We start from the raw sequence: 21659 nt of genomic DNA on the forward strand, positions 1-21659 counted from the left end.
ATGGCCGAACGGTCCTTCAAGGCAGAGGTAGAGCATCTGAGGCTGGGCGAGGGCCAGACCTTCACCGGCGAAGGCATTCTGGCGATCACCAAGGCGCTGCTGGAAAACGGTGTCGGCTATGTCGGCGGCTACCAGGGCGCGCCGATCAGCCATCTGATGGACGTGCTGGCCGATGCCGAGGAACTGCTCTCGGAGCTCGGCATCCGCTTCGAGGCCAACGCGAACGAGGCAGCGGCAGCGGCGATGCTGGCGGCCTCGGTCCATTATCCGATCCGCGGGGCGGTGACGTTCAAAGGCTCGGTGGGCGTGAACGTCGCCTCGGACGCCTTGGCGAACCTTGCCTCAAGCGGCGTGAACGGCGGCGCCCTGATCATCGTGGGCGAGGATTACGGCGAGGGTTCCTCGATCATGCAGGAACGCAGCCACGCCTTTGCGATGAAATCGCAGTTCTGGCTTCTGGACCCTCGGCCGAACCTGCCCAGCATCGTCAAGTCGGTTAAGGACGGATTCGAACTGTCCGAGGCCTCGAACACCCCCGTCATGCTTATGGTGCGCATCCGGTCCTGCCATGTGACCGGCAGTTTCACGACCCGCGACAACCAGCGCCCGAAGCTTACGGTGAAAGAGGCACTGTCGGATCCGCAGTCCGATTTCGCCCGCGTCGTGCTGCCGCCGATGTCCTATGCGCATGAGCAGGACAAGATCAGGAACCGTTGGCCCAACGCCGAGAAATTCATCCGCGAACGCGGCTTGAACGAGGTGTTCGGGCCGAAGGCAGCCAAGGTCGGGCTGATCCTGCAGGGCGGCATGTACAACGGCGTCATCCGCGCGTTGCAGCGGCTGGGTCTGGCGGACATCTGGGGGAACACGCAGGTTCCGCTCTACGTCCTGAACGTGACCTACCCGCTGCTGTCGTCCGAGTTTCTTGAATTCTGCGCTGGCAAGGATCAGGTGCTGGTGGTCGAGGAAGGCCAACCAGAGTTCATCGAACAGCAGCTTTCCACCTTCCTGTATCGCGCGGGCTCCACCGTTCGCCTGCGCGGAAAGGACATCTTCCCCATGGCCGGAGAATATACCGGCCAGGTCATGCTGGACGCGATCGGTGCCTTCCTGAAGGAGGCCGCGCCAGAGATGCTGCCTGCCATGGTGCGCGCGCCAAACGAGGATCGGCCGCAGATCCCGGACCTGACGAAGACGGTGCCGATCCGCCCGCCCGGCTTCTGCACCGGCTGCCCGGAACGCCCGATCTTTGCCGCGATGAAGCTGGTGCAGAAGGAAACCGGCAAGCTGCAGATCAGCGCGGACATTGGCTGCCATCTGTTCGCCGCGCTGCCCCCGTTCGAAATCGGCGGGGCGACAATGGGCTATGGCCTGGGCCCCGCCGCCAATGCCGCCTTCGACGGGGGGGGCGAACGCCGCCCGGTTGCGATCATCGGTGACGGCGGGTTCTGGCACAACGGCCTTTCCTCCAGCTTCACCAACATGGCCTTCAACAAGTCGGATGGCGTGGCGGTGATCGTCGACAACTACTATTCCGCCGCAACGGGTGGGCAGGACATCATGTCCAGTCGCGCCGAGAACCCGACCAAGTCCACCAGACATCCCATCGCCAAGGCGCTCAAGGGCATTGGCATCGACTGGGTGCGCCAGGTGGACCGGACCTATGACGTGGGCCGGATGCGCGATGTCCTGCGCGAGGCGCTGACGACCGACACTCCGGGGCCGAAGGTCATTGTCGCATCATCCGAATGCATGCTGAATCGGCAACGCCGCGAAAAGCCGCTGATGCAGAAGGCGATAAGGGAAGGGCGCCGGGTCGAAGCCCCCCGCTTCGGCGTGGATGAGGAGGTCTGCACAGGCGACCACGCCTGTATGCGTCTGTCAGGCTGCCCCTCGCTGTCGCTGAAGAAGCTTGACGATCCACTGCGCGACGACCCCGTGGCCCATATCGACCAAAGCTGTGTCGGCTGCGGGAACTGCGGCGAAGTGGCAGATGCCGCCGTCCTCTGCCCGTCGTTCTACCGCGCCGACGTGGTGCACAACCCCGGCCCGTGGGAGGCGCGCTTTGCCCGGTTCCGTGCCCGGATCATCGCCTGGCTGCAAGCCCGCCGCGCCGCCCGCTGCCTGACCTTCGAGGCCACACCATGACGCTGCATGAAACATTGTCCGACCAGTTGGGCAAAGGCACGCTCGATCCGCGCCTGTCAGGCATCATCAAGCTGGCGATACTTGCGGTGGGCGGGCAGGGCGGCGGGGTGCTGACCGGCTGGATCGAGGATGTGGCGCGCTCGCAAGGTTATGCCGCCCAGGCGACCTCGGTCGCGGGCGTGTCGCAGCGCACCGGCGCCACGGTCTACTACGTCGAGATGGCCCCGCACCGTCCCGGCGACCCGGTGCCGGTCTTTTCCCTGATGCCCGCGCCCGGCGACGTGGACATCATGATCGCCGCCGAGATGATGGAGGCCGGTCGCGCCATCATCCGCGGTTTCGTCACGCCCGACCGGACCACGCTGATCGCCTCGACCCACCGCGCGCTGGCGGTGTCGGAAAAGATGGTGCCGGGTGACGGCATCGCCCCTGCCGAAGAGGTGCGCGCAGCAGCCGAAATCGCCGCACGCCGTTTCATCGCGGCCGATTTCGATGCGCTGGCCGTACGAAACGGTTCGGTCATCTCGGCCTCACTGTTCGGGGCGCTGGCCGGGTCGGGGGTGCTGCCCTTCCCGCGCGAGGCCTTCGAGGCCGCGATCCGCGCAAGCGGCAAGGGGGTAGAGGGGTCGCTGCGCGCTTTCGCTGCCGCCTTCGAGGTCGCGGCCAATCCTGCGGCGGAAGCGGTGGCTGCGCCGCCTTCCCGCACGGCGACGGCAGTGTCAGGCCCGGCGCGACTGATGGCACAATGGAACGCGCTGGCCGCCCGCGTCTCGGCCCTGCCAGAGCCTGCCGCCGAGATGGCCATGCCCGGCCTGCGCAAGGTGGTGGAGTTCCAGGATCTTGCCTATGGCGCCGAATACCTCGACCGGTTGGCCACGGTGCAGGCCCGCGACAGCGCAGAAAAGGGCTGGGTGCTGACCCGAGAGGCAGCGAAATACATTGCCAATGCGATGGCCTATGACGACGTGATCCGGGTGGCCGACCTCAAGACCCGCGCCCGCCGTTTCGACCGCATCCGTGGTGAAATGCGCGTGAAGGACGGCAACCTGCTGCACCTGACCGAATTCTTCCACCCGAGGGCGGAAGAGATCGTTGGCATGTTCCCTGCGCGGCTGGGCGCAAAGGTCGAGGCCAGCCCGAAATGGATGGCCCGCCTGACGCGCTGGTTCGACAAGGGGCGGCGCCTGCGCACCGACTCCTTGCGCGCCTTCCTGATGCTGCATGTGCTGGGTGGCCTGAAGGGCTGGCGCCGCCGCACCCTGCGCCACGCGCAGGAACAGGCGCATCTTGCCCGCTGGCTGGAAACCGCCCTGGCCGAGGTGCCGCGCAACTATGACCTTGCCGTGGAACTGATCCGCTGCCGCCGCCTGATCAAGGGCTATTCCGACACCCACGCGCGGGGGCTGTCTAAGTTCGACCGCGTCATCGCTGCGACGCTGATGATTGCCGGGCGTGACGACGCAGCCGACTGGTGCCGCCGCCTGCGCGAGGCTGCCCTTAAGGATGAGGAAGGCAAGGCGCTCGACGGTGCTATCCAGACGATCCGCAGCTTCGCCTGAGCCGGTCTTGCCCCTTTGAAAATGCTCGCTAGATGTGAGCCGGCCCGCGGCGAGGGGGGCGGCAGCCCCCCTTTCCGTGTCACTCAAGCGCCCGGTAGCTGCCGTTCCAGTAGATCAGCGCCCCCGCCCCCGGCGTGGTGCGGATTGCCCGCACGCGGCCGATCAGGATCGAATGGGTTGCGCGATCGATCATCTCTTCTACCGTGCAGTCGAAGGCCGTGGGCGCGCCCTTCAGCAGCCGGGCGCCGGTGACGGCGGTTTCCCACTCGGCCCCCTCGTACCGCGCCGCGCCCTTGACCCCGCCGAAGCCCGAGAACCGCTCGGCCACCGCCTGATGCGCCGCACCCAGCGACGACCAGCCGAAGCGGCCGTATCGGACCAGCAGCGGATGGCTCGACGCCGACCGGTTCACACAGGCCAGCAGCAGGGGCGGGTCGGCCGAAAGCGAAATGGCCGAAGTCACCACCAGGCCCGAGGCTTCCTCGCCGTCACCAACGGTAATGACGCTGCAGTTGCCCACAAAGGCGCGCATCGCGTCCCGGAATTCTTTCCCGGTCGGTTCTTCGGCCATGCTGCGTCTCCCTACCTGATCCCGGCGGCGGCCAGTTTCGGCAGCACCGTATCGCGGAAATAGGGGAATTCCTCGACGTAATCGACAAAGGACAGCGTCGTTCCCGCAAATCCCGCCGCATGCAGCTTCAGGATGCCTTCGGCCACCTGATCCGGCGTTCCGATCAACGGGAAGCCGCCATGACCCAGGGCGAACAGGTGCTTGATCTGCGCGAGCAGGTCATGCGGAAAGCTGTGAGCGTGCGCGAACTGCAACCGCACCAGATTGTCCACCGCCTCGGTGTCCGCGTTCTGGACGGCGGTATAGTCGGCAAAGGCCTTGGCCTCGGCCTCGGTCGGGCGGCAGATCACATGGCTGAAGGTCAGCACGTTCACCTCGCGGCCCTTTGCGCGCGCCTGCGCCTTCAGTTCGGCAATCTCGCCCTTCGACCGCTCAAGGTCGATGGCTGGCGTGAACAGGAAATTCGCATTGTCGGTCGCGAACTCGCGGCCTTGCGGGCTGCCCGCCGCATTGATGATGGGAACCGATCCGCGCAGGGGTTTCGGATCGCCCTTCACCTTCTTTGCCTTGAAATACTTGCCGTTCCAATCGAAATGCTCGTCCGAGGTCCACAACTTGCGGATCAGGTCGAACCATTCCTGCGCATAGGCATAGCGGGTTTCGTGGTCGTCCGGCAACTCAAGCCCCAGTGCCTCGTACTCCGGCTTGTTCCAGCCCGCAACGATGTTCAGGCCCGCCCGGCCGTGGCCGATCTGGTCGATGGTGGCGATCTGCTTGGCCACGACCACCGGGTGGTTCGCGGCGGTGTGGATCGTGGCGAAGACGGCGATGTTCTTGGTCGCCGCCAGCAGGCCCGCGGCCCAGGTCATCGTCTCGAGCACGCCGCCGTGAAAGTCGGTCTCGCCGCCGTAGCCGATCCAACGGGCGATCGGCAGCATGAAGTCGATTCCCGCCTCGTCCAGCATCTGCGCCAGCTTCAGGTTGTTGTCCCAGCTGTTGACCCAGCGTTCGGGCACCTTGGTCGGCGTCATCCCCGAAGAGCAGTTGGTCGAGAAGGTGCCCAGGCGGAAGCGGTTGCCCGAAAGCATCGGGTGGTTCGGCATGTCTTTGGTCCCTGTTGCAGTTTTTGAAGGTATTTTATGTTTGAAAGTCTATCGTAAAATCCATTTGCGTCAACGGTCCGATGCAGGAAGACTCAAATGCAGCAGGGGGCCTGACGGATGCCGGAAAAAAAGCTTCAAGTTCAAAACGATGCCGTGGCGCAGGGGCGGGTTCCCGGTCTTGACTGGCACTGGCATCTGGCGGAGAGCCCGGTCGAGGTGGACACGACCGAACTGGAATTTGCCCTGATGCGCTGTTTCGAGGGATTCGGGCGCTGGCAGTCGGAATGTCTTGCGTCCGTGTGCGATCTGGCTGCGACGGGGCCCGAGAATGCGCTTTTGCATATCATCCGCATGAACGACCGCCCGAAGTCGATAAAGGATCTGGCGCGGCTGACCAACCGCGACGACGTGCCGAACATCCAGTATTCGCTGCGCAAGCTGATCGGCGCGGGTCTGGTGATCCGCAAGGGGGCGGGGCGGTCCGGCGTGACCTACGAAGTCACCGACGAGGGCCGCCGCGTGACGGATGACTACGGCGCGCTGCGGCGGCGGCTTCTGATCCAAGCCGTGGCGAATGTGCCCGGCTTTTCCGACCGGCTGGCCGAGGCGACGCGGACACTGAACCTGATGTCAGGGATCTATGAGGAAATCTCGCGGGTGGCGGCAACGCATCGTCGGGGCTAGTCGATGCCCCCGGTTGCCGCAGCCCCGGCCTCTTCCCGGTTGCCAAGTCTTCGTTTCGGCAGGGCAACGCGCGAAAAGCGCGGAAGTCATGAACCTGCGGCGATGCCGGGCCTGTGCAGTCCGGCTGCACCTGGCCCGTCGTGTCAGGCTGCCAGCAGCTCCAGCGCAACGCCCTGGCCCACACCGACGCACAGCGTGACCAGCGCCGACGCACCGCCGCCTTCGGCCAGCCGCCGAGCCGCCGTTCCGGCGATGCGTGCGCCAGACATGCCCAGCGGATGGCCCATGCTGATCCCGCCGCCCCTGGCGTTCACGCGCGGATCGTCGTCGGCCAGAGCCCAGGCCCGCAGGCATGCCAGAACCTGTGCCGCAAAGGCCTCGTTCAGCTCGATCACGTCATGATCATCCGCTGTCCGGCCGGTGCGTGCCGTCAGCCGCCCGACCGCCGCGACCGGGCCGATCCCCATGACCCGCGGGGCAACCCCGGCGCTGGCCGCGGCTCCCACGCGAGCAAGCGGGGTCAGCCCGTGCCGCCGCACGCCTTCGGACGAGGCAAGGATCACCGCCGACGCGCCGTCGTTGATGCCCGCGGCATTGCCTGCCGTCACCGTGCCCCCAGCCCGGAAGGGCGCGGGCAGGGCGGCGAGCTTCTCCAGCGTCGTTGCGCGGGGGTGTTCGTCGGTGTCCACCACGGTCTCGCCCTTCCGGCCCCGGATCGTGACGGGCAGGATGTCGGCTGCATGCCAGGCCGCGTCATAGCGCGACTGCGACCGCAGGGCATAGGCGTCCTGGTCGGTGCGCGCGATCCCGTGTTCGGCGGCGACGTTCTCGGCGGTCTCGGGCATGGACTCGGTGCCGTAGGCGCCAGCGATCCGGTCGTTGACGAAGCGCCAGCCGATGGTGGTGTCATGCATCTGCGCCTCGCGCGAGAAGGCGGTTTCGGCCTTGCCCAGCACGAAGGGCGCCCGCGTCATGCTTTCGACCCCGCCCGCGATCACCACGTCCGCCCCGTCGCGCACCGCCCTTGCGCCCGCGATCACCGCATCCAGCCCGCTGGCGCAAAGGCGGTTGACCGTCAGCGCCGGCACCGTTTCCGGCAAGCGCGACAGCAGCACCGCCATGCGCGCGACGTTGCGGTTGTCCTCGCCGGCCTGGTTGGCGCAGCCGAAGATCACTTCGTCCACCGCAAGGCCGGGGTGCAGGTCCAGGAGGCCGTCGATCACATGGGCAGCCATGTCGTCTGGGCGTGCCATGGCAAGCGTGCCGCCGTGCCGGCCGATGGGCGTGCGGCGGTGGGCGCAAAGGAAGACCTCGGTCATGGGCTTGGCTCCGGTGCGGGCAGGTAGCGGGTTTTCAGATGCGGGGGCGCGGCGGCCTCCAGCGCGGCAAGCGTGGCGCGGATGCGGTCTGCCCCGTGCCGCGCGCGGGCCTCGAAGGGGCCACGCGGGAAATTCAGGCCCAGCTTCATCGCCGTGTCGATGCCTTCAGCCGTCACCCCGCCTTCGGACAGTAGCCAGGCGGCCTCGTTTGCCAAGGCGGCCTCGATCCGCAGGGCGATGGCCTCGGCGTCGGCGGGAGGTGGCGCCGGCTCGGCGGGAAAGACGAAACCCCGCCCGCTCTTGCGCCCCAGCTCGCCCCGCGCGACCTGGTCGCGCAGCGCCCTGAACACATGATAGCGCGGGTGGCCCCCCATCGCCGCCGCAAGGCTTTCGGTCGCGGCCAGGTTGATGTCGGCGCCGATCAGGTCGATCAGCGCGAAGGGGCCAAGCCGGTATCCTGCCGCCACCATTGCCGCGTCGATCTCGGTGGCGGTTCGGCCTTCCTCCAGCAGCGCCAGTGCCTCGCCATAATAGGGCCGGGCGCAGCGGTTGACGATGAAGCCCGGACGGTCGGGGCAGGCGATGACCACCTTGCCCGCGCCTTCGGCAAGGCTGCGCGCCAGATCCAGCGCGGCGGCGGTGGTTCCGGCATAGGCCACGAGTTCTACCAGCTTCATCACCGGGGCGGGGTTGAAGAAGTGCAGGCCCAGCACCTGACCGGGCCGCGCCAGCCCTTCGGCGATCGCCGCGACTGAAAGGGATGATGTATTCGTGGCCAGCACCGCGTCGGCGGGCAGAAGCGGCTCCAGAGATCGGAACACCGCCTGCTTGACTTCCAGCCGTTCGGCCACAGCCTCGATCACCAGACCAGCGGGGGCGATGTCCTCCACCGTGTCCACCACGGTCAGCCGGGCAAGCGTGGCGTCGCGCTCGGCCCCGGTCATCGCTCCCTTGGCGACCCTGGGGGCCAGGGCGGCCGCCATTCGTTCGCGGGCCGATGCGCGGGCGGCGTCCGCGGCATCGGTTGCCCGTACCGGATGGCCTGCCTGGGCAAACACCTGCGCGATCCCCAGACCCATCGCGCCAAGGCCGACGACACCGATGATCATTGCCCCTTGAACTCCGGCTTGCGACGGTCGCGGAAGGCGCGGATGCCTTCGGCCTTGTCGGCGGTGTCGAGGAGTGCCTCGAAGGCCGCGCGTTCCTCGGCCAGGGCCAGAGCCCTTTCCTCGCCCGCGATCAGGGCACGCTTGGCGGCCATCAGCGCGAGGGGGGCGCGGGCGGCGAGGCGCGCAGCAAGGGGTTCTGCCGCCTCGGCGGCGCCGCCTTCGGACAGAAAGGCGGCAATTCCCCAGTCCACTGCGGTCTGCGCGTCGATGATTTCGCCCGTCAGCACCATGCGCATCGCCCGGGCGCGTCCGGCCAGCGCCATCAGTCGCTGCCCGCCGCCCGCACCGGGGATCAGGCCCAGGTTGGTCTCTGGCAGGCCCAGCCGGGCGGTGGCACCCAGCACCATGAGGTCGGCCATCAGCGCCAGTTCGAAGCCTCCGCCCAGGGCGAAGCCATCCACCGCCGCGATCAGGGGCTTGGGGAAGGCGCGGATCGCCGCCCAATGCGCCTTGCGCGGGTCGGCCGCGCCCTCGGCGCTGGTTTTGTGCTCGATCTCGCCGATATCTGCCCCGGCGGCAAAGTTGCCTTCGGCCCCGGTCAGCACCACGACGCGGCAGGCGGGGTCATCGGCCAGGCGGCCAAGTGCATCCGCCACCGCTGCCAGCAGGGCCGTGTTCAGCGCGTTTCTCTGTGCCGGACGGTTCAGCGTCAGCCGTGCCCATCCGTGCATGCTTTCGATCATCAGGTCCATGTCCGGCATCATCGCCCCTTCGGCATTTTTTTCAAGCATGAAATTTCAAGCTTGAAATTATTGCGGGCCGGTGCAAGCTTTCCGCAACGGCGCAGCATCCGTGCGCCAGAACAGGAACATGACCCATGAAGATTCTCTGCCTTGGCGGCGGTCCTGCCGGTCTCTACTTCGCGATCTCGATGAAGCTGCGCAATCCGGCGCATCAGATCACCGTGCTGGAGCGCAACCGCGCCAACGATACCTTTGGTTGGGGCGTCGTGCTTTCGGATGATGCGCTTGGGCGGATGACGAAGAACGACCCCGTCTCGGCCCAGGCGATCCGTGACCACTTTGCCTACTGGGACGATATCGCCGTGGTCCATAACGGGGTTCGCACCGTGTCTGGGGGGCACGGGTTTGCGGGCATCGGCCGCAAGCAGATGCTGATCCTGTTGCAGGCCCGGGCGCGGGAACTGGGGGTCGAGATGCGCTTCGAGACCGAGTTCAAGTCGGCCGAGGACTACCGTCACGACTACGATCTTGTCGTCGCGTCTGACGGGATCAATTCGGCTGTGCGCAAGGAATATGCAGACGTGTTCCAGCCCGACATCGACATGCGCCTGTGCAAGTTCGTCTGGCTTGGGACACATCAGAAGTTCGACGACGCCTTTACCTTCATCTTCGAGAAGACCGAACACGGCTGGGTCTGGGCCCATGCCTACCAGTTCGACGCGAACACTGCGACATTCATTGTGGAATGCACTCAGCAGACCTGGGACCGCTGGGGCTTTGCCGGCATGTCGAAGGAACAAACGGTCGAAACCTGCCGCAGGATCTTCGAGCGTCACCTTGGCGGGCATGAGCTGATCTCGAACGCAGCCCACCTGCGCGGATCGGCGGTCTGGATGAACTTCCCCCGGGTGATCTGCGGGAAATGGTATCACCAGAATGTCGTGCTGATGGGCGACGCGGCGGCGACGGGGCATTTCTCGATCGGCTCGGGCACGCGGTTGGCCTTCGACAGCGCGATCGCCCTGGCCGAATACCTGCACAGCGAGCCCACGATGGAGGCCGCATTCCAGCGCTATCAGGACGAACGCCGGGTCGAGGTGCTGCGCCTGCAATCGGCCGCGCGCAACAGCCTGGAATGGTTCGAGCAGGTGGAACGCTACCTCGACCTGCCGCCGGAACAGTTCGCCTATTCGCTGCTGACCCGCAGCCAGCGGATCAGCCACGAGAACCTGCGCCTGCGCGACCCCGAATGGCTGGCTCGGGTCGAAGACTGGTTCCAGGAACAGGCGGGCGGACGGAAGGGACGCAAGCCGATGTTCGCGCCCTTCCGGCTGCGGAACATGGAACTGAAGAACCGTGTCGTTGTCTCGCCGATGGCGCAGTACAAGGCGGTGGATGGCTGCCCGACCGACTGGCATCTGGTGCATTACGGCGAACGCGCCAAGGGCGGCGCAGGACTGGTCTATACCGAAATGACCTGCACCAGCGCGCAGGGCCGCATCACCCCCGGCTGCCCCGGCCTTTACGCCCCCGAACACGAGGTTGCCTGGAAGCGGATCGTCGATTTCGTCCATGCCGAAACCACGGCAAAGATCTGCTGCCAGATCGGCCACGCGGGCCGCAAGGCAAGCACCCAGGTCGGCTGGGAGGATGGCGATGCGCCCTTGCCCTCGGGAAACTGGGAAATCATTGCCCCCTCGCCGATCCCTTGGTCACCACGGAACGCCATCCCGCGCGAGATGACCAGGGCCGACATGGAGGCAGTTACCGCGGAATTCGTCGCAGCCACCGAAATGGCGAAACGCGTGGGCTTCGACATGGTCGAACTGCACGCGGCGCACGGCTATCTTGTGTCGTCCTTCATCAGCCCGCTGTCGAACCGCCGGACCGACGCCTATGGCGGATCGCTGGAGAACAGGATGCGCTGGCCCCTGGAGGTGCTGCGGGCCATGCGCGCGGCGTGGGGCGAGGAGAAGCCGCTTTCGGTCCGTATCAGCGCAACCGACTGGGTGGGCGACCATGGCGTGACCCCGGAAGAGGCGGTGCAGATCGCAAGGATGTTCGCCGCAGCCGGCGCCGACATCATCGACGTTTCCGCCGGCCAGACCTCGACCGAGGCGCGGCCGGTCTATGGCCGGATGTTCCAGACGCCCTTCAGCGACCGCATCCGCAACGAGGCGGGCCTTGCCACCATGGCCGTGGGCAACATCACCGAGACCGACCATGTGAACTCGATCCTTCTGGCGGGTCGGGCCGATCTGGTCTGCCTTGCCCGGCCGCATCTGGCCAATCCCTACTGGACGCTGCATGCATCTGTTGCCATGCAGGATCAGGCCACCGACTGGCCGCTGCCGTATCTTGCGGGGCGCGACCAGATGCGGCGGCTGGCGCAAAAGGCAACCGAGGTGATCCGGGCATGACCATTGCAGGGCGGCGGGTACTGGTGACAGGCGGGGGCTCCGGGGCAGGGGCCGACCTTGCGCTTGGTTTTGCCCGGGCCGGTGCGGCAGAGGTCGTGATATGCGGTCGCCGGGTCTCTGCCCTGGAGGCCACCGCCGCGCAGCATCCCGCAATCCGCGCGCTGCCCTGCGACGTGACGGACGAGGCCTCGGTTCAGGCGCTGTATGCGCAGGCGGGGCGGGTGGACATCGTCATCGCCAACGCCGGGCAGGCCGATTCTGCGCCGTTTGTCCGCACCACGCTGGACCAGTGGAACCGGATGCTGGCGGTGAACCTGACCGGCGTGTTCCTGACCTTTCGCGAAGGTCTGCGGCAGTTCGACGGCTGGGGGCGGCTGGTCGCCGTAGCCTCGACCGCGAGCCTGAAGGGCTATGCCAAGGTTGCACCCTATGCGGCAGCCAAGCACGGGGTGATGGGCCTGGTCCGGTCTCTTGCGCTGGAGGTCGCCCGCAGACCGGTCACGGTGAACGCTATCTGCCCGGGGTTTCTGGACACCGAGATGACGGAAAACTCGATCCGCGTCATCAGCGAAAAGACTGGCCGCAGCCTGGCCGAGGCCCGCGCCGCGCTGGAGGCGCTCAGTCCGCAGAACCGCCTTTACCGCCCCGACGAGGTGACCGCCGCCGCGCTGTTCCTGTGCGGGCCGGGCAGCGACGGGATCAACGGGCAGTCGATCACCATTGCAGGGGGCGAGGTATGAGCGACCCTCTCTCCAAGCGCCGCCTGAAGATGTGGATTCGCCTGCTGGGTGTCACCCGCGCCGCCGAGGGCGAGTTGCGCGAATTCCTGCGCGTGCGGCACGACACGACGCTGCCCCGTTTCGACGTGATGGCCGCGCTCTACCGTCGCCGCGAAGGCGTGACGATGAGCGAACTCAGCCGCATGTTGCTGGTTTCAAACGGCAATGCGACCACGGTGGTTGACCGGCTGGAGAAGGACGGCCTTGTTCGCCGCACGCCGTCGGAAACCGACCGCCGCACGGTGCATGTCGCACTGACGCCCGAGGGGCTGGCGCAGTTCGAGGGGCTGGCGGCAGAACACGAGGCCGAGGTCTCGCGCCTGTTCGCGGGCCTGTCCGAGGCGGACCTGGACAGCCTCACTGACATTCTCAAACGCATGCGAGGTGCGTGATGATCGAACTTGCCGGGCTGAAGCCCGCCCATTTCCTGTGGGAGGTCCGCGACCGGATCGCCACCATCCGTCTGAACCGGCCCGAGCGGAAGAACCCGCTGACTTTCGAAAGCTATGCCGAGCTGCGCGACACCTTCCGCGCGCTGGTCCATGCGACCGATGTTGATGTGGTTGTGCTGGGCCCGAACGGGGGCAACTTCTGTTCCGGCGGCGATGTGCATGACATCATCGGCCCGCTGGTCGGCATGGACATGAAGGGCCTTCTCGCCTTCACCCGGATGACCGGCGATCTGGTCAAGGCGATGATCGGCTGCGGCAAGCCCGTGATCGCGGCGGTGGACGGGGTCTGCGTCGGCGCGGGGGCGATCATGGCCATGGCATCCGACCTGCGGCTGGCAACCCCTGGTGCGAAATGCGCCTTCCTGTTCACACGGGTCGGCCTTGCCGGCTGCGACATGGGCGCCTGCGCCATGCTGCCCCGGATCATCGGGCAGGGGCGGGCGGCAGAACTTCTGTATACCGGGCGCGTCATGCGGGCCGAGGAAGGCGAGCGCTGGGGGTTCTGGAACGCGCTCCATGCGCCCGAGGCGCTGGAAGAGGCGGCGATGACGCTGGCCCGGCAACTGGCGGCGGGGCCTACCTTCGCGCATGGGATCACCAAGACCCAGCTGAACCAGGAGTGGAACATGGGGCTGGACCAGGCGATCGAGGCCGAGGCGCAGGCGCAGGCGATCTGCATGCAGACGAAAGACTTCGAACGGGCCTATCGGGCCTTTGTCGCCCGGGAACAGCCGGTGTTTCAGGGTGACTGAGCGAGGAGCGGGGGTTTCACACCCCCGCACCCCCGTGGGATATTTGGGAACGGAAGAATGAGCGATCGCAGCTTTCTTGACTGGCCGTTCTTCGAGTCTCGCCACCGCGACCTTGCGGCGCGGCTGGAGGACTGGTGCGCCGGATATCTGCCGGTGGATCATGGCGATGTGGATGCGGCCTGCCGGGCGCTGGTGGTGGCCCTCGGGCAGGGGGGGTGGCTGCGCCATTCCGGGGCGGGAGAGGGCGAGCGGCTCGACGTGCGCACGCTGTGCCTGATCCGGGAGACGCTGGCGCGGCACGACGGGCTGGCCGATTTCGCCTTTGCGATGCAGGGGCTGGGAATGGGGGCGGTCAGCCTGTTCGGTACGCCGTCGCAGCGCGCGTGGCTGGAGCAGACGCGGGAGGGGCGGGCTATTTCCGGCTTTGCTCTGACCGAGCCGGGATCGGGATCCGACGTGGCCGCCACCGCGACCAGCGCGGTGCGGGTTCAGGGCGGCTGGCTGATCGAGGGGGAAAAGACCTGGATCTCGAACGGCGGGATCGCCGATGTCTATGTGCTGTTCGCCCGCACCGGCGAGGCACCGGGCGCGCGCGGCCTGTCGGCCTTCCTCATGCCCGCCGATACGCCCGGCCTTGAGGTGGTGGAGCGACTGGAGGTGATCGCGCCGCATCCGCTGGCCACGCTGCGGATGCGGGGCATGGTCCTGCCGGAAGACGCCCTGATCGGCGCGCCGGGCGAGGGGTTCAAGCTGGCCATGTCGGTCCTGGACGTGTTCCGCCCGACCGTGGGCGCGGCGGCGCTGGGCTTTGCCCGTCGCGCGCTGGACGAGGCGCTGGCGCGCGTCAGGGCGCGGCGCATCCAGGGCCAGGCGCTGGCCGAGTTGCAGATGGTGCAGGGCCACCTAGCCGACATGGCGCTGAAGATCGACGCGGCCGCGCTTCTGGTCTATCGCGCGGCCTGGGTGAAGGACATGGGCGCGGCCCGCGTCACGCGCGAGGCGGCGATGGCGAAGCTTTACGCCACCGAGGCCGCGCAGGAAGTGATCGACATGGCCGTGCAGCTGCATGGCGGCGATGGGGTCCGATATGGCTCGGTCGTCGAAAGCCTGTATCGCGAGATCCGGGCGCTGCGCATCTACGAGGGCGCCTCGGACGTGCAGCGCGTCGTCATCGCCCGCAGCGTGCTGGCATGACCTACCGTCGCCAGATCCGCATCGAGTTCAACCATTGCGACCCGGCCGGGATCGTCTTCTACCCGCGCTATTTCGAGATGACCAACTCGGTCATGGAGAACTTCTTCCGCGAGGTGGTCGGCTATTCCTACCACGCGATGATGGCCGACGGCATCGGCGTGCCGACCGCCCGGGTGGAAACCGATTTCAAGGCGCCCTCGCGGCTGGGCGAGGTGCTGGACTGGACGCTGGATGCGGAACGGCTGGGCGCCTCTTCTGCCACCTTTCGGCTGGAGGCCCGCTGCGCCGGGCAGCATCGTCTGACTGCCCGGCTGACCCTGGTCTGGCTTGGCCCCGACCACCGCCCCGGCCGCTGGCCGGACGCCATCCGCACCACCCTTGCCGCCCATCTGGAGGACGCATGACCCAGAGCCCCCACCAGTTCCTGCATCCCGCGCACTGGAAACCCGCCATCGGCTATTCCAACGGCGTCGCCGCCACCGGTCGGATGGTGTTTACCGGCGGCATCATCGGCTGGAACGCGGACCAGGTCTTCGAGACCGACGATTTCGCGGGCCAGGTGGAACAGGCGCTGAAAAGCATCGTCGAGGTGCTGGCCTGCGCCGGGGCGGGGCCGGAACACCTTGTCCGGCTGACCTGGTATGTCACCGACAAGCGGGAATACCTGGCCAACCTGAAAGAGCTTGGGCGCATATACAAGTCGGTGATCGGGCGGCATTACCCGGCTATGGCGCTGGTGCAGGTTGTGGCGCTGGTCGAGGACAGGGCGAAGGTGGAGATCGAGGCCACCGCCGTGATCCCTTGATCGGCGGTATTTCGAACTTGAAATTCATCGGCCAGCGGTTAGCCTGCTGACCATCAACCCCCGGGGTGCCATGCTGAAGCCCGCGCCACAGAGGAACGTACAGACCCGGCGCGAGGCTCGTGCCTTGCCGGTGGTCTGCCGCCATGCGGGCTGGGTCGCGGTCTGGCGCAAGATGGGGATGCTGTCGGTTCTATCCCGGAAGGGTGCCGCCCGCGTCTGAAACTTTCTTCAGGGACCGAGGCAACCCATGACCTACGACCCTTCCACCGACGGCGCGGAAACCGATTTCCGGCGGCGCATGTCCTATGGTGACTATCTAGGGATCGACCAGATCCTGACCGCGCAGCATCCGCTGTCGCCCGCGCATGACGAGATGCTGTTCATCATCCAGCACCAGACCTCGGAACTCTGGATGAAGCTGGCGCTTTACGAAATGGACGCGGCCCGCCGCGCCATTGCCGCCGACCGCATGGCCGAGGCGTCGAAGATGCTGGCCCGCATTGCCCGGATCTTCGAACAGCTCAATTCCGCCTGGGACGTGCTGCGCACGATGACGCCCTCGGAATATACGCGCTTCCGCGACGATCTGGGGCAAAGCTCGGGCTTCCAGTCCTGGCAATACCGGCTGATTGAATATGCGGTGGGCAACCGGAACGCGGCGATGCTGAAGCCCCATGCGCACCGGCCCGACATCCTGGAGAAGCTGGAGGCGGAACTCGCTCGCCCCACGCTGTACGACGAGGTGCTGCGGCGGCTGGCGCGCTTGGGCCTGCCGGTCCCGGCGCATGTCCTGACCCGGGATGTCCGCCAGCCCTGGGAGGCTGATCCGCAAGTGACCGCCCTATGGGAGATCGTCTATCGCGACCCCGCCGCCCATTGGGAAGCCTACGAGATGGCCGAGAAGCTGGTGGATTTCGAGGATTACTTCCGCCGCTGGCGCTTCAATCACGTCACCACGGTCGAACGGGTGATCGGCTTCAAGCGTGGCACGGGTGGGACGGCGGGCATCAGCTATCTGCGGCGGATGCTGGAGGTCGAACTGTTCCCGGAGCTTTGGCGCGTCCGCACGGCGCTGTGAACAGGGCCGGGGCGACCCGGCGACAAGGGAGGACGACATGCTTGGACCTTCGGGGCACACGGACGGCTTTACCCGCGACCGGCTGCCGCCGGCCGACCAGTGGCCCGATCTGCTTCTGAACGGGTTTTCCTATCCCGACTGGCTGAATGCGGCGGTCGAACTGACCGACCGCATGGTGGAGCGCGGCTTCGGCGACCATGTGGCGCTGATCGGCAACGGCCGTCAGCGGACCTACAAGGAACTGACCGACTGGACCAACCGCATCGCCCATGCGCTGGTCAGCGACTACGGCGTGAAGCCGGGCAACCGGGTGCTGATCAGGTCGGCCAACAACCCGGCGATGGTCGCCTGCTGGCTCGCGGCGACCAAGGCCGGGGCGGTTGTCGTCAACACCATGCCGATGCTGCGTGCGGGTGAACTGTCGGCCATAGTGGACAAGGCGGAAATCGCGCTTGCGCTTTGCGACACGCGGCTGATGGAGGAGTTGGTCTCTTGCGCCAAGACCTCGTGGTTCCTGAAGACCGTGGTGGGCTTCGACGGCACGGCGAACCATGACGCGGAACTTGACCGCGCCGCCCTGTCGAAACCTGTCCGCTTCACGCCGCCGCCCACGGGGCGCGACGACGTGGCGCTTCTGGGTTTCACCAGCGGCACAACGGGCGAGCCCAAGGCGACGATGCATTTCCACCGCGATCTTCTGATCATTGCAGACGGTTATGCAAAGGAAGTGCTGGGTGTCACGCCCGAGGATGTGTTTGTGGGCAGCCCTCCCCTTGCCTTTACCTTCGGCCTTGGCGGTCTTGCGATCTTTCCCCTGCGCTTCGGGGCAGCGGCGGCACTTCTGGAACAGGCCAGCCCCGCCAACATGGTCGAGATCATCCAGACCCATCGTGCCACGGTCTGTTTCACCGCCCCAACCGCCTATCGCGCGATGCTGAAGGCGATGGAGGACGGTGCCGATCTGTCGTCGTTGCGCGCCGCCGTCAGTGCGGGCGAGACCCTGCCCGCGCCGGTCTATGAGGAATGGATGGCCCGAACCGGCAAGCCGATGCTGGACGGGATCGGGGCGACCGAGATGCTGCACATCTTCATCACCAACCGTTTCGACGATCACCGCCCTGCCTGCACCGGCCGCCCGGTAACCGGCTATCAGGTACGAATCGTCGGCCCCGACATGGCAGAACTGCCAAGTGGAGAGGTCGGGCGACTGGCCGTGCGCGGCCCCACCGGATGCCGCTACATGGCCGACGCGCGGCAGGCCAAGTATGTGCAGGACGGCTGGAACCTGACCGGCGACAGCTTCTGGCAGGACGACGAGGGCCGCTTCCACTTTGCCGCCCGATCGGACGACATGATCGTCAGCGCCGGCTACAACATCGCCGGGCCAGAGGTGGAGGCGGCGCTGCTGTCGCATCCCCAGGTCGCGGAATGCGCGGTGATCGGCGCCCCGGACGAGGAAAGAGGCATGATTGTCGAGGCGCATGTCGTGCTTGCTCCGGGCGCTACGGGCGACGCGCTGATGGTCAAGCTGTTGCAGGACCATGTGAAGAAGGTCATCGCGCCCTACAAGTATCCTCGCCGCGTGGTCTTTGCCGACGCCCTGCCCAAGACCCAGACAGGAAAGATCCAGCGCTTCCGGCTGCGGCAGGGGGCGGCAGGCTGATTGCGCGGTTCCTTGCCTGGCGGGCTTCACCCGGCAAGGGGCCGCGTCTAAGGTGCGCGCCCCTGACCGAAGAGGAATCGCATGAGCCTGACCCGCATCCCCAGCCTGATCGCCGCCGAAATCGGGGCCAGCCCGCAGCAGGTCGGCGCCGCGATCGGGCTTCTGGACGGGGGCGCCACGGTGCCGTTCATCGCGCGCTACCGGAAAGAGGTGACCGGCGGCCTCGACGACAGCCAGCTGCGCCGGCTGGAGGAACGGCTGGGCTATCTGCGCGAGCTCGAGGCGCGGCGGGCGGCGATTGCCGAGTCCATTACCGGGCAAGGCAAGATGACCGACGACCTGGCGCGCGCGATTGCCGGGGCGGCGACCAAGGCCGAGCTTGAGGACATCTACCTGCCTTACAAGCCCAAGCGCCGCACCAAGGCGATGATCGCGCGCGAGGCCGGCTTGCAGGGTCTGCTGGACGCGATCCTCGCCGACCGCGCTGCTGATCCGGTGGCGCTGGCCTCTGGCTTCCTGTCGGAAGGCTTTCCCGACGCCAAGTCGGCGCTGGAAGGTGCGCGCGACATCCTGGCGGAAGGCCTGGCCGAGGATGCGGGGCTGCTTGGCCGGCTGCGCGACCACATGCGCAAGGTGGGCAAGCTTTCGGCGAAGGTCGTGCCGGGGAAAGAGGCCGCGGGTGCGAAGTTCGCCGATTACTTCGCCCATTCCGAGGATTTCGCCCGCGTGCCCAGCCACCGCGCGCTGGCCATGTTCCGGGGCCGTAATGAAGAAGTGCTGACCCTGGATCTGGATGTCGATGCCGACAGCCCGCGCGGCGAAAGCCCGGCGGAACGGGCCTGCGGGGCGGCGGTGGGCGCCGGTGGCAACGGGCCGGGGGACCGCTGGCTGCGCGAGGCGGCGGCCTGGGCCTGGCGGGTGAAGATCCGCACCTCGCTCACGCTGGACCTGATGGCCGAGTTGCGCGAGGCGGCCGAGGCCGAGGCGATCCGGGTTTTCGCGCGCAACCTGAAGGACTTGCTGCTGGCGGCCCCGGCGGGCGGCAAGGCGACGATGGGGCTCGACCCCGGCATCCGCACCGGGGTCAAGGTCGCGGTGGTCGATGGGACCGGAAAGCTGCTGGCGACGGATACGGTCTATCCCTTCCAGCCGAAACTGGACGTGAAGGGCGCACAGATCACGCTCGCCCGGCTGATCGGGCAGCATGAGGTGAAGCTCATCGCCATCGGCAACGGCACCGCCAGCCGCGAGACGGAAAAGCTGGTCTCGGACCTTCTGGCGCTGCTGCCCGCAGGCACGGAGAAGCCAGTCAAGGTGGTGGTCTCGGAAGCCGGGGCCTCTGTCTATTCCGCGTCGGAACTGGCGGCGAAGGAGTTTCCCGATCTGGACGTCAGCCTGCGCGGCGCGGTCTCCATCGCGCGACGCCTGCAGGATCCCCTGGCAGAACTGGTGAAGATCGAGCCAAAGGCGATCGGTGTCGGACAGTATCAGCACGACGTGGACCAGCACCGGCTGGCGAAGGCGCTGGATGCGGTGGTCGAGGACGCGGTGAACGCGGTGGGGGTGGACCTCAACACCGCCTCTGCCCCCCTTCTGGCGCGGGTTTCTGGCGTCGGACCGGGCCTGGCCGAGGCCATCGTCGCGCACCGCGACCAGAACGGACCCTTCGCGACGCGGAAGGATCTGCTCAAGGTGCCGCGGCTCGGGCCGAAGGCCTTCGAACAGGCGGCAGGCTTCCTACGGATCCGTGACGGGGCCGAGCCGCTGGATGCCTCCTCTGTCCATCCGGAAGCCTATGACGTGGCCCGGAAGATCGTCGCCGCCTGCGGGCGCGACATCCGCAGCCTTATGGGCGACGGCGCGGCGCTGAAGCGGCTGAACCCGGCGGACTTCGTGGACGACCGCTTCGGCCTGCCGACGGTGAAGGACATCCTGGCCGAACTGGAAAAGCCGGGCCGCGACCCCCGGCCCAGTTTCAGGACGGCGACCTTCAGCGAAGGGGTGAACGAAATCACCGACCTGAAACCTGGCATGGTGCTGGAAGGCACAGTCACCAACGTCGCGGCCTTCGGCGCCTTCGTGGACATCGGTGTGCATCAGGACGGCCTTGTCCATGTCAGCCAGTTGTCCGACAGCTTCGTGAAGGATCCCCATGCCGTGGTGAAGGCGGGCGACGTGGTGCGCGTCCGGGTGGTCGAGGTCGATGTGCCGCGCAAGCGGATCGGCCTGTCGATGAAGTCGGACGGCGGCGCCTCGGCCCGCGACCAGTCGCGCGAGCGCGGCCCGGCCCCAGGCAAACCCGCGCGGGGGCCGATGCAGGCCGGGCCGCAGGGCGGGGGCAACGCCTTTGCCGAGGCGCTGAAGGGCAAGTTCGGCCGCTAGGCCTCGGCCGGCTCGGGCAGCGTGACCAGCCGGTCCCATAGCGCGCGCATCTGGTCGGGCGCCTCGGGCAGGGCGAAGGTCCGGGTCAGGACCTGGCGGAAATCCTCGTAGCCCTCGATCCGGCGCGCGCTGTCGCCCTGGGTCAGGCGCAGGTTCATCAGCCCGGCCCGCGCGCCATCTGCGATGCGGAACAGCATCAGGTTGGCCGGGAAGGGCGAGCGGTCCGACAGGGCGCAGATCCGGTTGGCGGCCTCGATCTCGCCCTTGGCCGGGGGCTGGCGGTCGAAGCCGTAAAGCGCGAACCAGCCGGAGTCGGTCTCGCGTTCCAGCACCCATTCGCCCGAGCCGGGCTCGGGCCGCAGCCGGAAGGCGCCAAGCGCGGTTTCCACCCGTTCGGCCCGGTGCAGCCGCAGGGGTTGGTCGGGACCGGGGCCGCCAAAGCCGGTGTCGGCCAGATAATCCGCCCCGTCCAGCCGCACGAGCCAGGCCAGATGCGCCCGCGGCCCGCCGACCGGGGCACCCATGCGCACCCGGCCGAGGATCGGCTGCGCCGTGTAGCCAAGCGCCGCCAGCGCCGCGCCGAACAGCGCGTTGAGTTCCAGGCAGTAGCCGCCGCGACGGTCGAGCACCAGCTTCCGCCACAGCGCATCCGGCGCAAGGTCGGGCAGGCGGCCGAGGAAGGGGTCGGTGTTCTCGAAGGGAATGGCGGCCATCTGCGCGCGTTGCAGGGCGGCCAGGGCGGCAAGGTCCGGGGCCTCAGCGCGGTGGCCGATGCGGGAGAGATAGGCGTCAAGGTCGAACATGTCGGGCTCCATGGATCGGACGGTGGCGGGATGCCGGATTGACGGTCACGGGTCCATCCGCGATAGTGCAGGGGTCCATCCGTTTTCGCATGGCT

19 protein-coding genes are annotated in these 21659 nt (G+C 67.2%); 13 read left to right on the forward strand and 6 right to left on the reverse strand.

What is annotated here, in order from left to right; translation table 11 throughout:
• Both EZM81_RS10930 and EZM81_RS10935 read left to right on the forward strand, forming a co-directional pair.
• Positions 1-2148, forward strand: coding sequence for an indolepyruvate ferredoxin oxidoreductase subunit alpha (locus EZM81_RS10930; protein ID WP_135450267.1), 2148 nt, complete (start codon positions 1-3; stop codon positions 2146-2148).
• Positions 2145-3707, forward strand: coding sequence for an indolepyruvate oxidoreductase subunit beta family protein (locus tag EZM81_RS10935; protein WP_136645734.1), 1563 nt, complete (start codon positions 2145-2147; stop codon positions 3705-3707). Before EZM81_RS10930 ends, EZM81_RS10935 begins: the two co-directional genes overlap by 4 nt.
• Before the next feature lie 79 nt (positions 3708-3786).
• Here the strand turns inward: EZM81_RS10935 and EZM81_RS10940 are convergent, their stop codons facing one another.
• Entirely contained in the window at positions 3787-4278 is a 492-nt protein-coding gene (locus EZM81_RS10940; protein ID WP_135450265.1) for a flavin reductase family protein, read from the reverse strand.
• A gap of 11 nt (positions 4279-4289) precedes the next feature.
• Complete coding sequence (locus tag EZM81_RS10945; RefSeq protein WP_136645735.1) at positions 4290-5381, reverse strand: LLM class flavin-dependent oxidoreductase; 1092 nt, start codon at positions 5379-5381, stop codon at positions 4290-4292.
• A 153-nt stretch (positions 5382-5534) separates the two neighbouring features.
• Here EZM81_RS10945 and EZM81_RS10950 point away from each other — a divergent pair, with 153 nt between their 5' ends.
• Positions 5535-6065, forward strand: coding sequence for a winged helix DNA-binding protein (locus EZM81_RS10950; RefSeq protein WP_248298198.1), 531 nt, complete (start codon positions 5535-5537; stop codon positions 6063-6065).
• A 143-nt stretch (positions 6066-6208) separates the two neighbouring features.
• Here EZM81_RS10950 and EZM81_RS10955 read toward each other — a convergent pair whose 3' ends face one another.
• Genes EZM81_RS10955 through EZM81_RS10965 form a run of 3 tightly spaced genes read right to left on the reverse strand, consistent with a single transcriptional unit; the run spans position 6209 to position 9284 of the window.
• On the reverse strand, positions 6209-7384 hold the full coding sequence (locus EZM81_RS10955) for an acetyl-CoA C-acyltransferase (RefSeq protein ID WP_136645736.1): 1176 nt from the start codon (positions 7382-7384) through the stop codon (positions 6209-6211).
• Positions 7381-8493, reverse strand: a complete 1113-nt coding sequence (locus EZM81_RS10960; RefSeq protein WP_136645737.1) for a 3-hydroxyacyl-CoA dehydrogenase NAD-binding domain-containing protein — start codon at positions 8491-8493, stop codon at positions 7381-7383. Before EZM81_RS10960 ends, EZM81_RS10955 begins: the two co-directional genes overlap by 4 nt.
• Positions 8490-9284 (reverse strand): enoyl-CoA hydratase-related protein, encoded by a 795-nt coding sequence (locus tag EZM81_RS10965; protein WP_211195403.1) that lies wholly within the window; start codon positions 9282-9284, stop codon positions 8490-8492. Before EZM81_RS10965 ends, EZM81_RS10960 begins: the two co-directional genes overlap by 4 nt.
• An 86-nt stretch (positions 9285-9370) precedes the next feature.
• Here EZM81_RS10965 and EZM81_RS10970 point away from each other — a divergent pair, with 86 nt between their 5' ends.
• From EZM81_RS10970 to EZM81_RS11015, 10 genes are all read left to right on the forward strand, one after another.
• Positions 9371-11656, forward strand: coding sequence for a bifunctional salicylyl-CoA 5-hydroxylase/oxidoreductase (locus EZM81_RS10970; RefSeq protein ID WP_136645738.1), 2286 nt, complete (start codon positions 9371-9373; stop codon positions 11654-11656).
• Positions 11653-12396 carry an SDR family NAD(P)-dependent oxidoreductase gene (locus tag EZM81_RS10975; protein WP_136645739.1) on the forward strand — a complete coding sequence of 248 codons (744 nt, stop codon included), beginning with the start codon at positions 11653-11655 and terminating at the stop codon, positions 12394-12396. The genes EZM81_RS10970 and EZM81_RS10975 overlap by 4 nt, the downstream gene beginning before the upstream one ends.
• Positions 12393-12827: a MarR family winged helix-turn-helix transcriptional regulator gene (locus tag EZM81_RS10980; RefSeq protein WP_135450257.1), complete on the forward strand. Its 435-nt coding sequence runs from the start codon at positions 12393-12395 to the stop codon at positions 12825-12827. The genes EZM81_RS10975 and EZM81_RS10980 overlap by 4 nt, the downstream gene beginning before the upstream one ends.
• The gene (locus tag EZM81_RS10985; protein WP_135450256.1) at positions 12827-13639 is read left to right on the forward strand and encodes an enoyl-CoA hydratase family protein; all 813 of its coding nucleotides are present in this window, start codon (positions 12827-12829) and stop codon (positions 13637-13639) included. The genes EZM81_RS10980 and EZM81_RS10985 overlap by 1 nt, the downstream gene beginning before the upstream one ends.
• Positions 13640-13696: 57 nt before the next feature.
• The gene (locus tag EZM81_RS10990) at positions 13697-14833 is read left to right on the forward strand and encodes an acyl-CoA dehydrogenase family protein (protein WP_136645740.1); all 1137 of its coding nucleotides are present in this window, start codon (positions 13697-13699) and stop codon (positions 14831-14833) included.
• A complete protein-coding gene (locus EZM81_RS10995) occupies positions 14830-15237 on the forward strand; it encodes a thioesterase family protein (RefSeq protein WP_135450254.1) in 408 nt (135 codons plus the stop codon). The genes EZM81_RS10990 and EZM81_RS10995 overlap by 4 nt, the downstream gene beginning before the upstream one ends.
• The gene (locus tag EZM81_RS11000; protein WP_135450253.1) at positions 15234-15638 is read left to right on the forward strand and encodes a RidA family protein; all 405 of its coding nucleotides are present in this window, start codon (positions 15234-15236) and stop codon (positions 15636-15638) included. Before EZM81_RS10995 ends, EZM81_RS11000 begins: the two co-directional genes overlap by 4 nt.
• Positions 15639-15885: 247 nt before the next feature.
• Entirely contained in the window at positions 15886-16716 is an 831-nt protein-coding gene (kynA, locus tag EZM81_RS11005) for a tryptophan 2,3-dioxygenase (RefSeq protein WP_136645741.1), read from the forward strand.
• Between the two features lie 37 nt (positions 16717-16753).
• Positions 16754-18379, forward strand: coding sequence for an AMP-binding protein (locus tag EZM81_RS11010; RefSeq protein WP_136645742.1), 1626 nt, complete (start codon positions 16754-16756; stop codon positions 18377-18379).
• An 81-nt stretch (positions 18380-18460) separates the two neighbouring features.
• Entirely contained in the window at positions 18461-20761 is a 2301-nt protein-coding gene (locus EZM81_RS11015) for a Tex family protein (RefSeq protein WP_136645743.1), read from the forward strand.
• Here the strand turns inward: EZM81_RS11015 and EZM81_RS11020 are convergent.
• Positions 20758-21564 carry an arylamine N-acetyltransferase gene (locus EZM81_RS11020; RefSeq protein WP_169052351.1) on the reverse strand — a complete coding sequence of 269 codons (807 nt, stop codon included), beginning with the start codon at positions 21562-21564 and terminating at the stop codon, positions 20758-20760. The two genes, EZM81_RS11015 and EZM81_RS11020, sit on opposite strands and share 4 nt — an antisense overlap.
• Positions 21565-21659: the final 95 nt, after the last annotated feature.

The sequence above is a fragment of the Tabrizicola sp. YIM 78059 genome (assembly GCF_004959785.1).
GTDB classification, from domain to species: Bacteria; Pseudomonadota; Alphaproteobacteria; order Rhodobacterales; family Rhodobacteraceae; genus Tabrizicola; species Tabrizicola caldifontis.

Excerpts from the sequence above, each read along its gene's own strand:
- EZM81_RS10930 (WP_135450267.1), top strand. The coding sequence starts at position 1 with ATGGCCGAACGGTCCTTCAAGGCAGAGGTAGAGCATCTGAGGCTGGGC.
- EZM81_RS10935 (WP_136645734.1), top strand. The coding sequence starts at position 2,145 with ATGACGCTGCATGAAACATTGTCCGACCAGTTGGGCAAAGGCACGCTC.
- EZM81_RS10940 (WP_135450265.1), bottom strand. The coding sequence starts at position 4,278 with ATGGCCGAAGAACCGACCGGGAAAGAATTCCGGGACGCGATGCGCGCC.
- EZM81_RS10945 (WP_136645735.1), bottom strand. The coding sequence starts at position 5,381 with ATGCCGAACCACCCGATGCTTTCGGGCAACCGCTTCCGCCTGGGCACC.
- EZM81_RS10955 (WP_136645736.1), bottom strand. The coding sequence starts at position 7,384 with ATGACCGAGGTCTTCCTTTGCGCCCACCGCCGCACGCCCATCGGCCGG.
- EZM81_RS10960 (WP_136645737.1), bottom strand. The coding sequence starts at position 8,493 with ATGATCATCGGTGTCGTCGGCCTTGGCGCGATGGGTCTGGGGATCGCG.
- EZM81_RS10965 (WP_211195403.1), bottom strand. The coding sequence starts at position 9,284 with ATGCTTGAAAAAAATGCCGAAGGGGCGATGATGCCGGACATGGACCTG.
- EZM81_RS10970 (WP_136645738.1), top strand. The coding sequence starts at position 9,371 with ATGAAGATTCTCTGCCTTGGCGGCGGTCCTGCCGGTCTCTACTTCGCG.
- EZM81_RS10975 (WP_136645739.1), top strand. The coding sequence starts at position 11,653 with ATGACCATTGCAGGGCGGCGGGTACTGGTGACAGGCGGGGGCTCCGGG.
- EZM81_RS10980 (WP_135450257.1), top strand. The coding sequence starts at position 12,393 with ATGAGCGACCCTCTCTCCAAGCGCCGCCTGAAGATGTGGATTCGCCTG.
- EZM81_RS10985 (WP_135450256.1), top strand. The coding sequence starts at position 12,827 with ATGATCGAACTTGCCGGGCTGAAGCCCGCCCATTTCCTGTGGGAGGTC.
- EZM81_RS10990 (WP_136645740.1), top strand. The coding sequence starts at position 13,697 with ATGAGCGATCGCAGCTTTCTTGACTGGCCGTTCTTCGAGTCTCGCCAC.
- EZM81_RS10995 (WP_135450254.1), top strand. The coding sequence starts at position 14,830 with ATGACCTACCGTCGCCAGATCCGCATCGAGTTCAACCATTGCGACCCG.
- EZM81_RS11000 (WP_135450253.1), top strand. The coding sequence starts at position 15,234 with ATGACCCAGAGCCCCCACCAGTTCCTGCATCCCGCGCACTGGAAACCC.
- kynA (WP_136645741.1), top strand. The coding sequence starts at position 15,886 with ATGACCTACGACCCTTCCACCGACGGCGCGGAAACCGATTTCCGGCGG.
- EZM81_RS11010 (WP_136645742.1), top strand. The coding sequence starts at position 16,754 with ATGCTTGGACCTTCGGGGCACACGGACGGCTTTACCCGCGACCGGCTG.
- EZM81_RS11015 (WP_136645743.1), top strand. The coding sequence starts at position 18,461 with ATGAGCCTGACCCGCATCCCCAGCCTGATCGCCGCCGAAATCGGGGCC.
- EZM81_RS11020 (WP_169052351.1), bottom strand. The coding sequence starts at position 21,564 with ATGTTCGACCTTGACGCCTATCTCTCCCGCATCGGCCACCGCGCTGAG.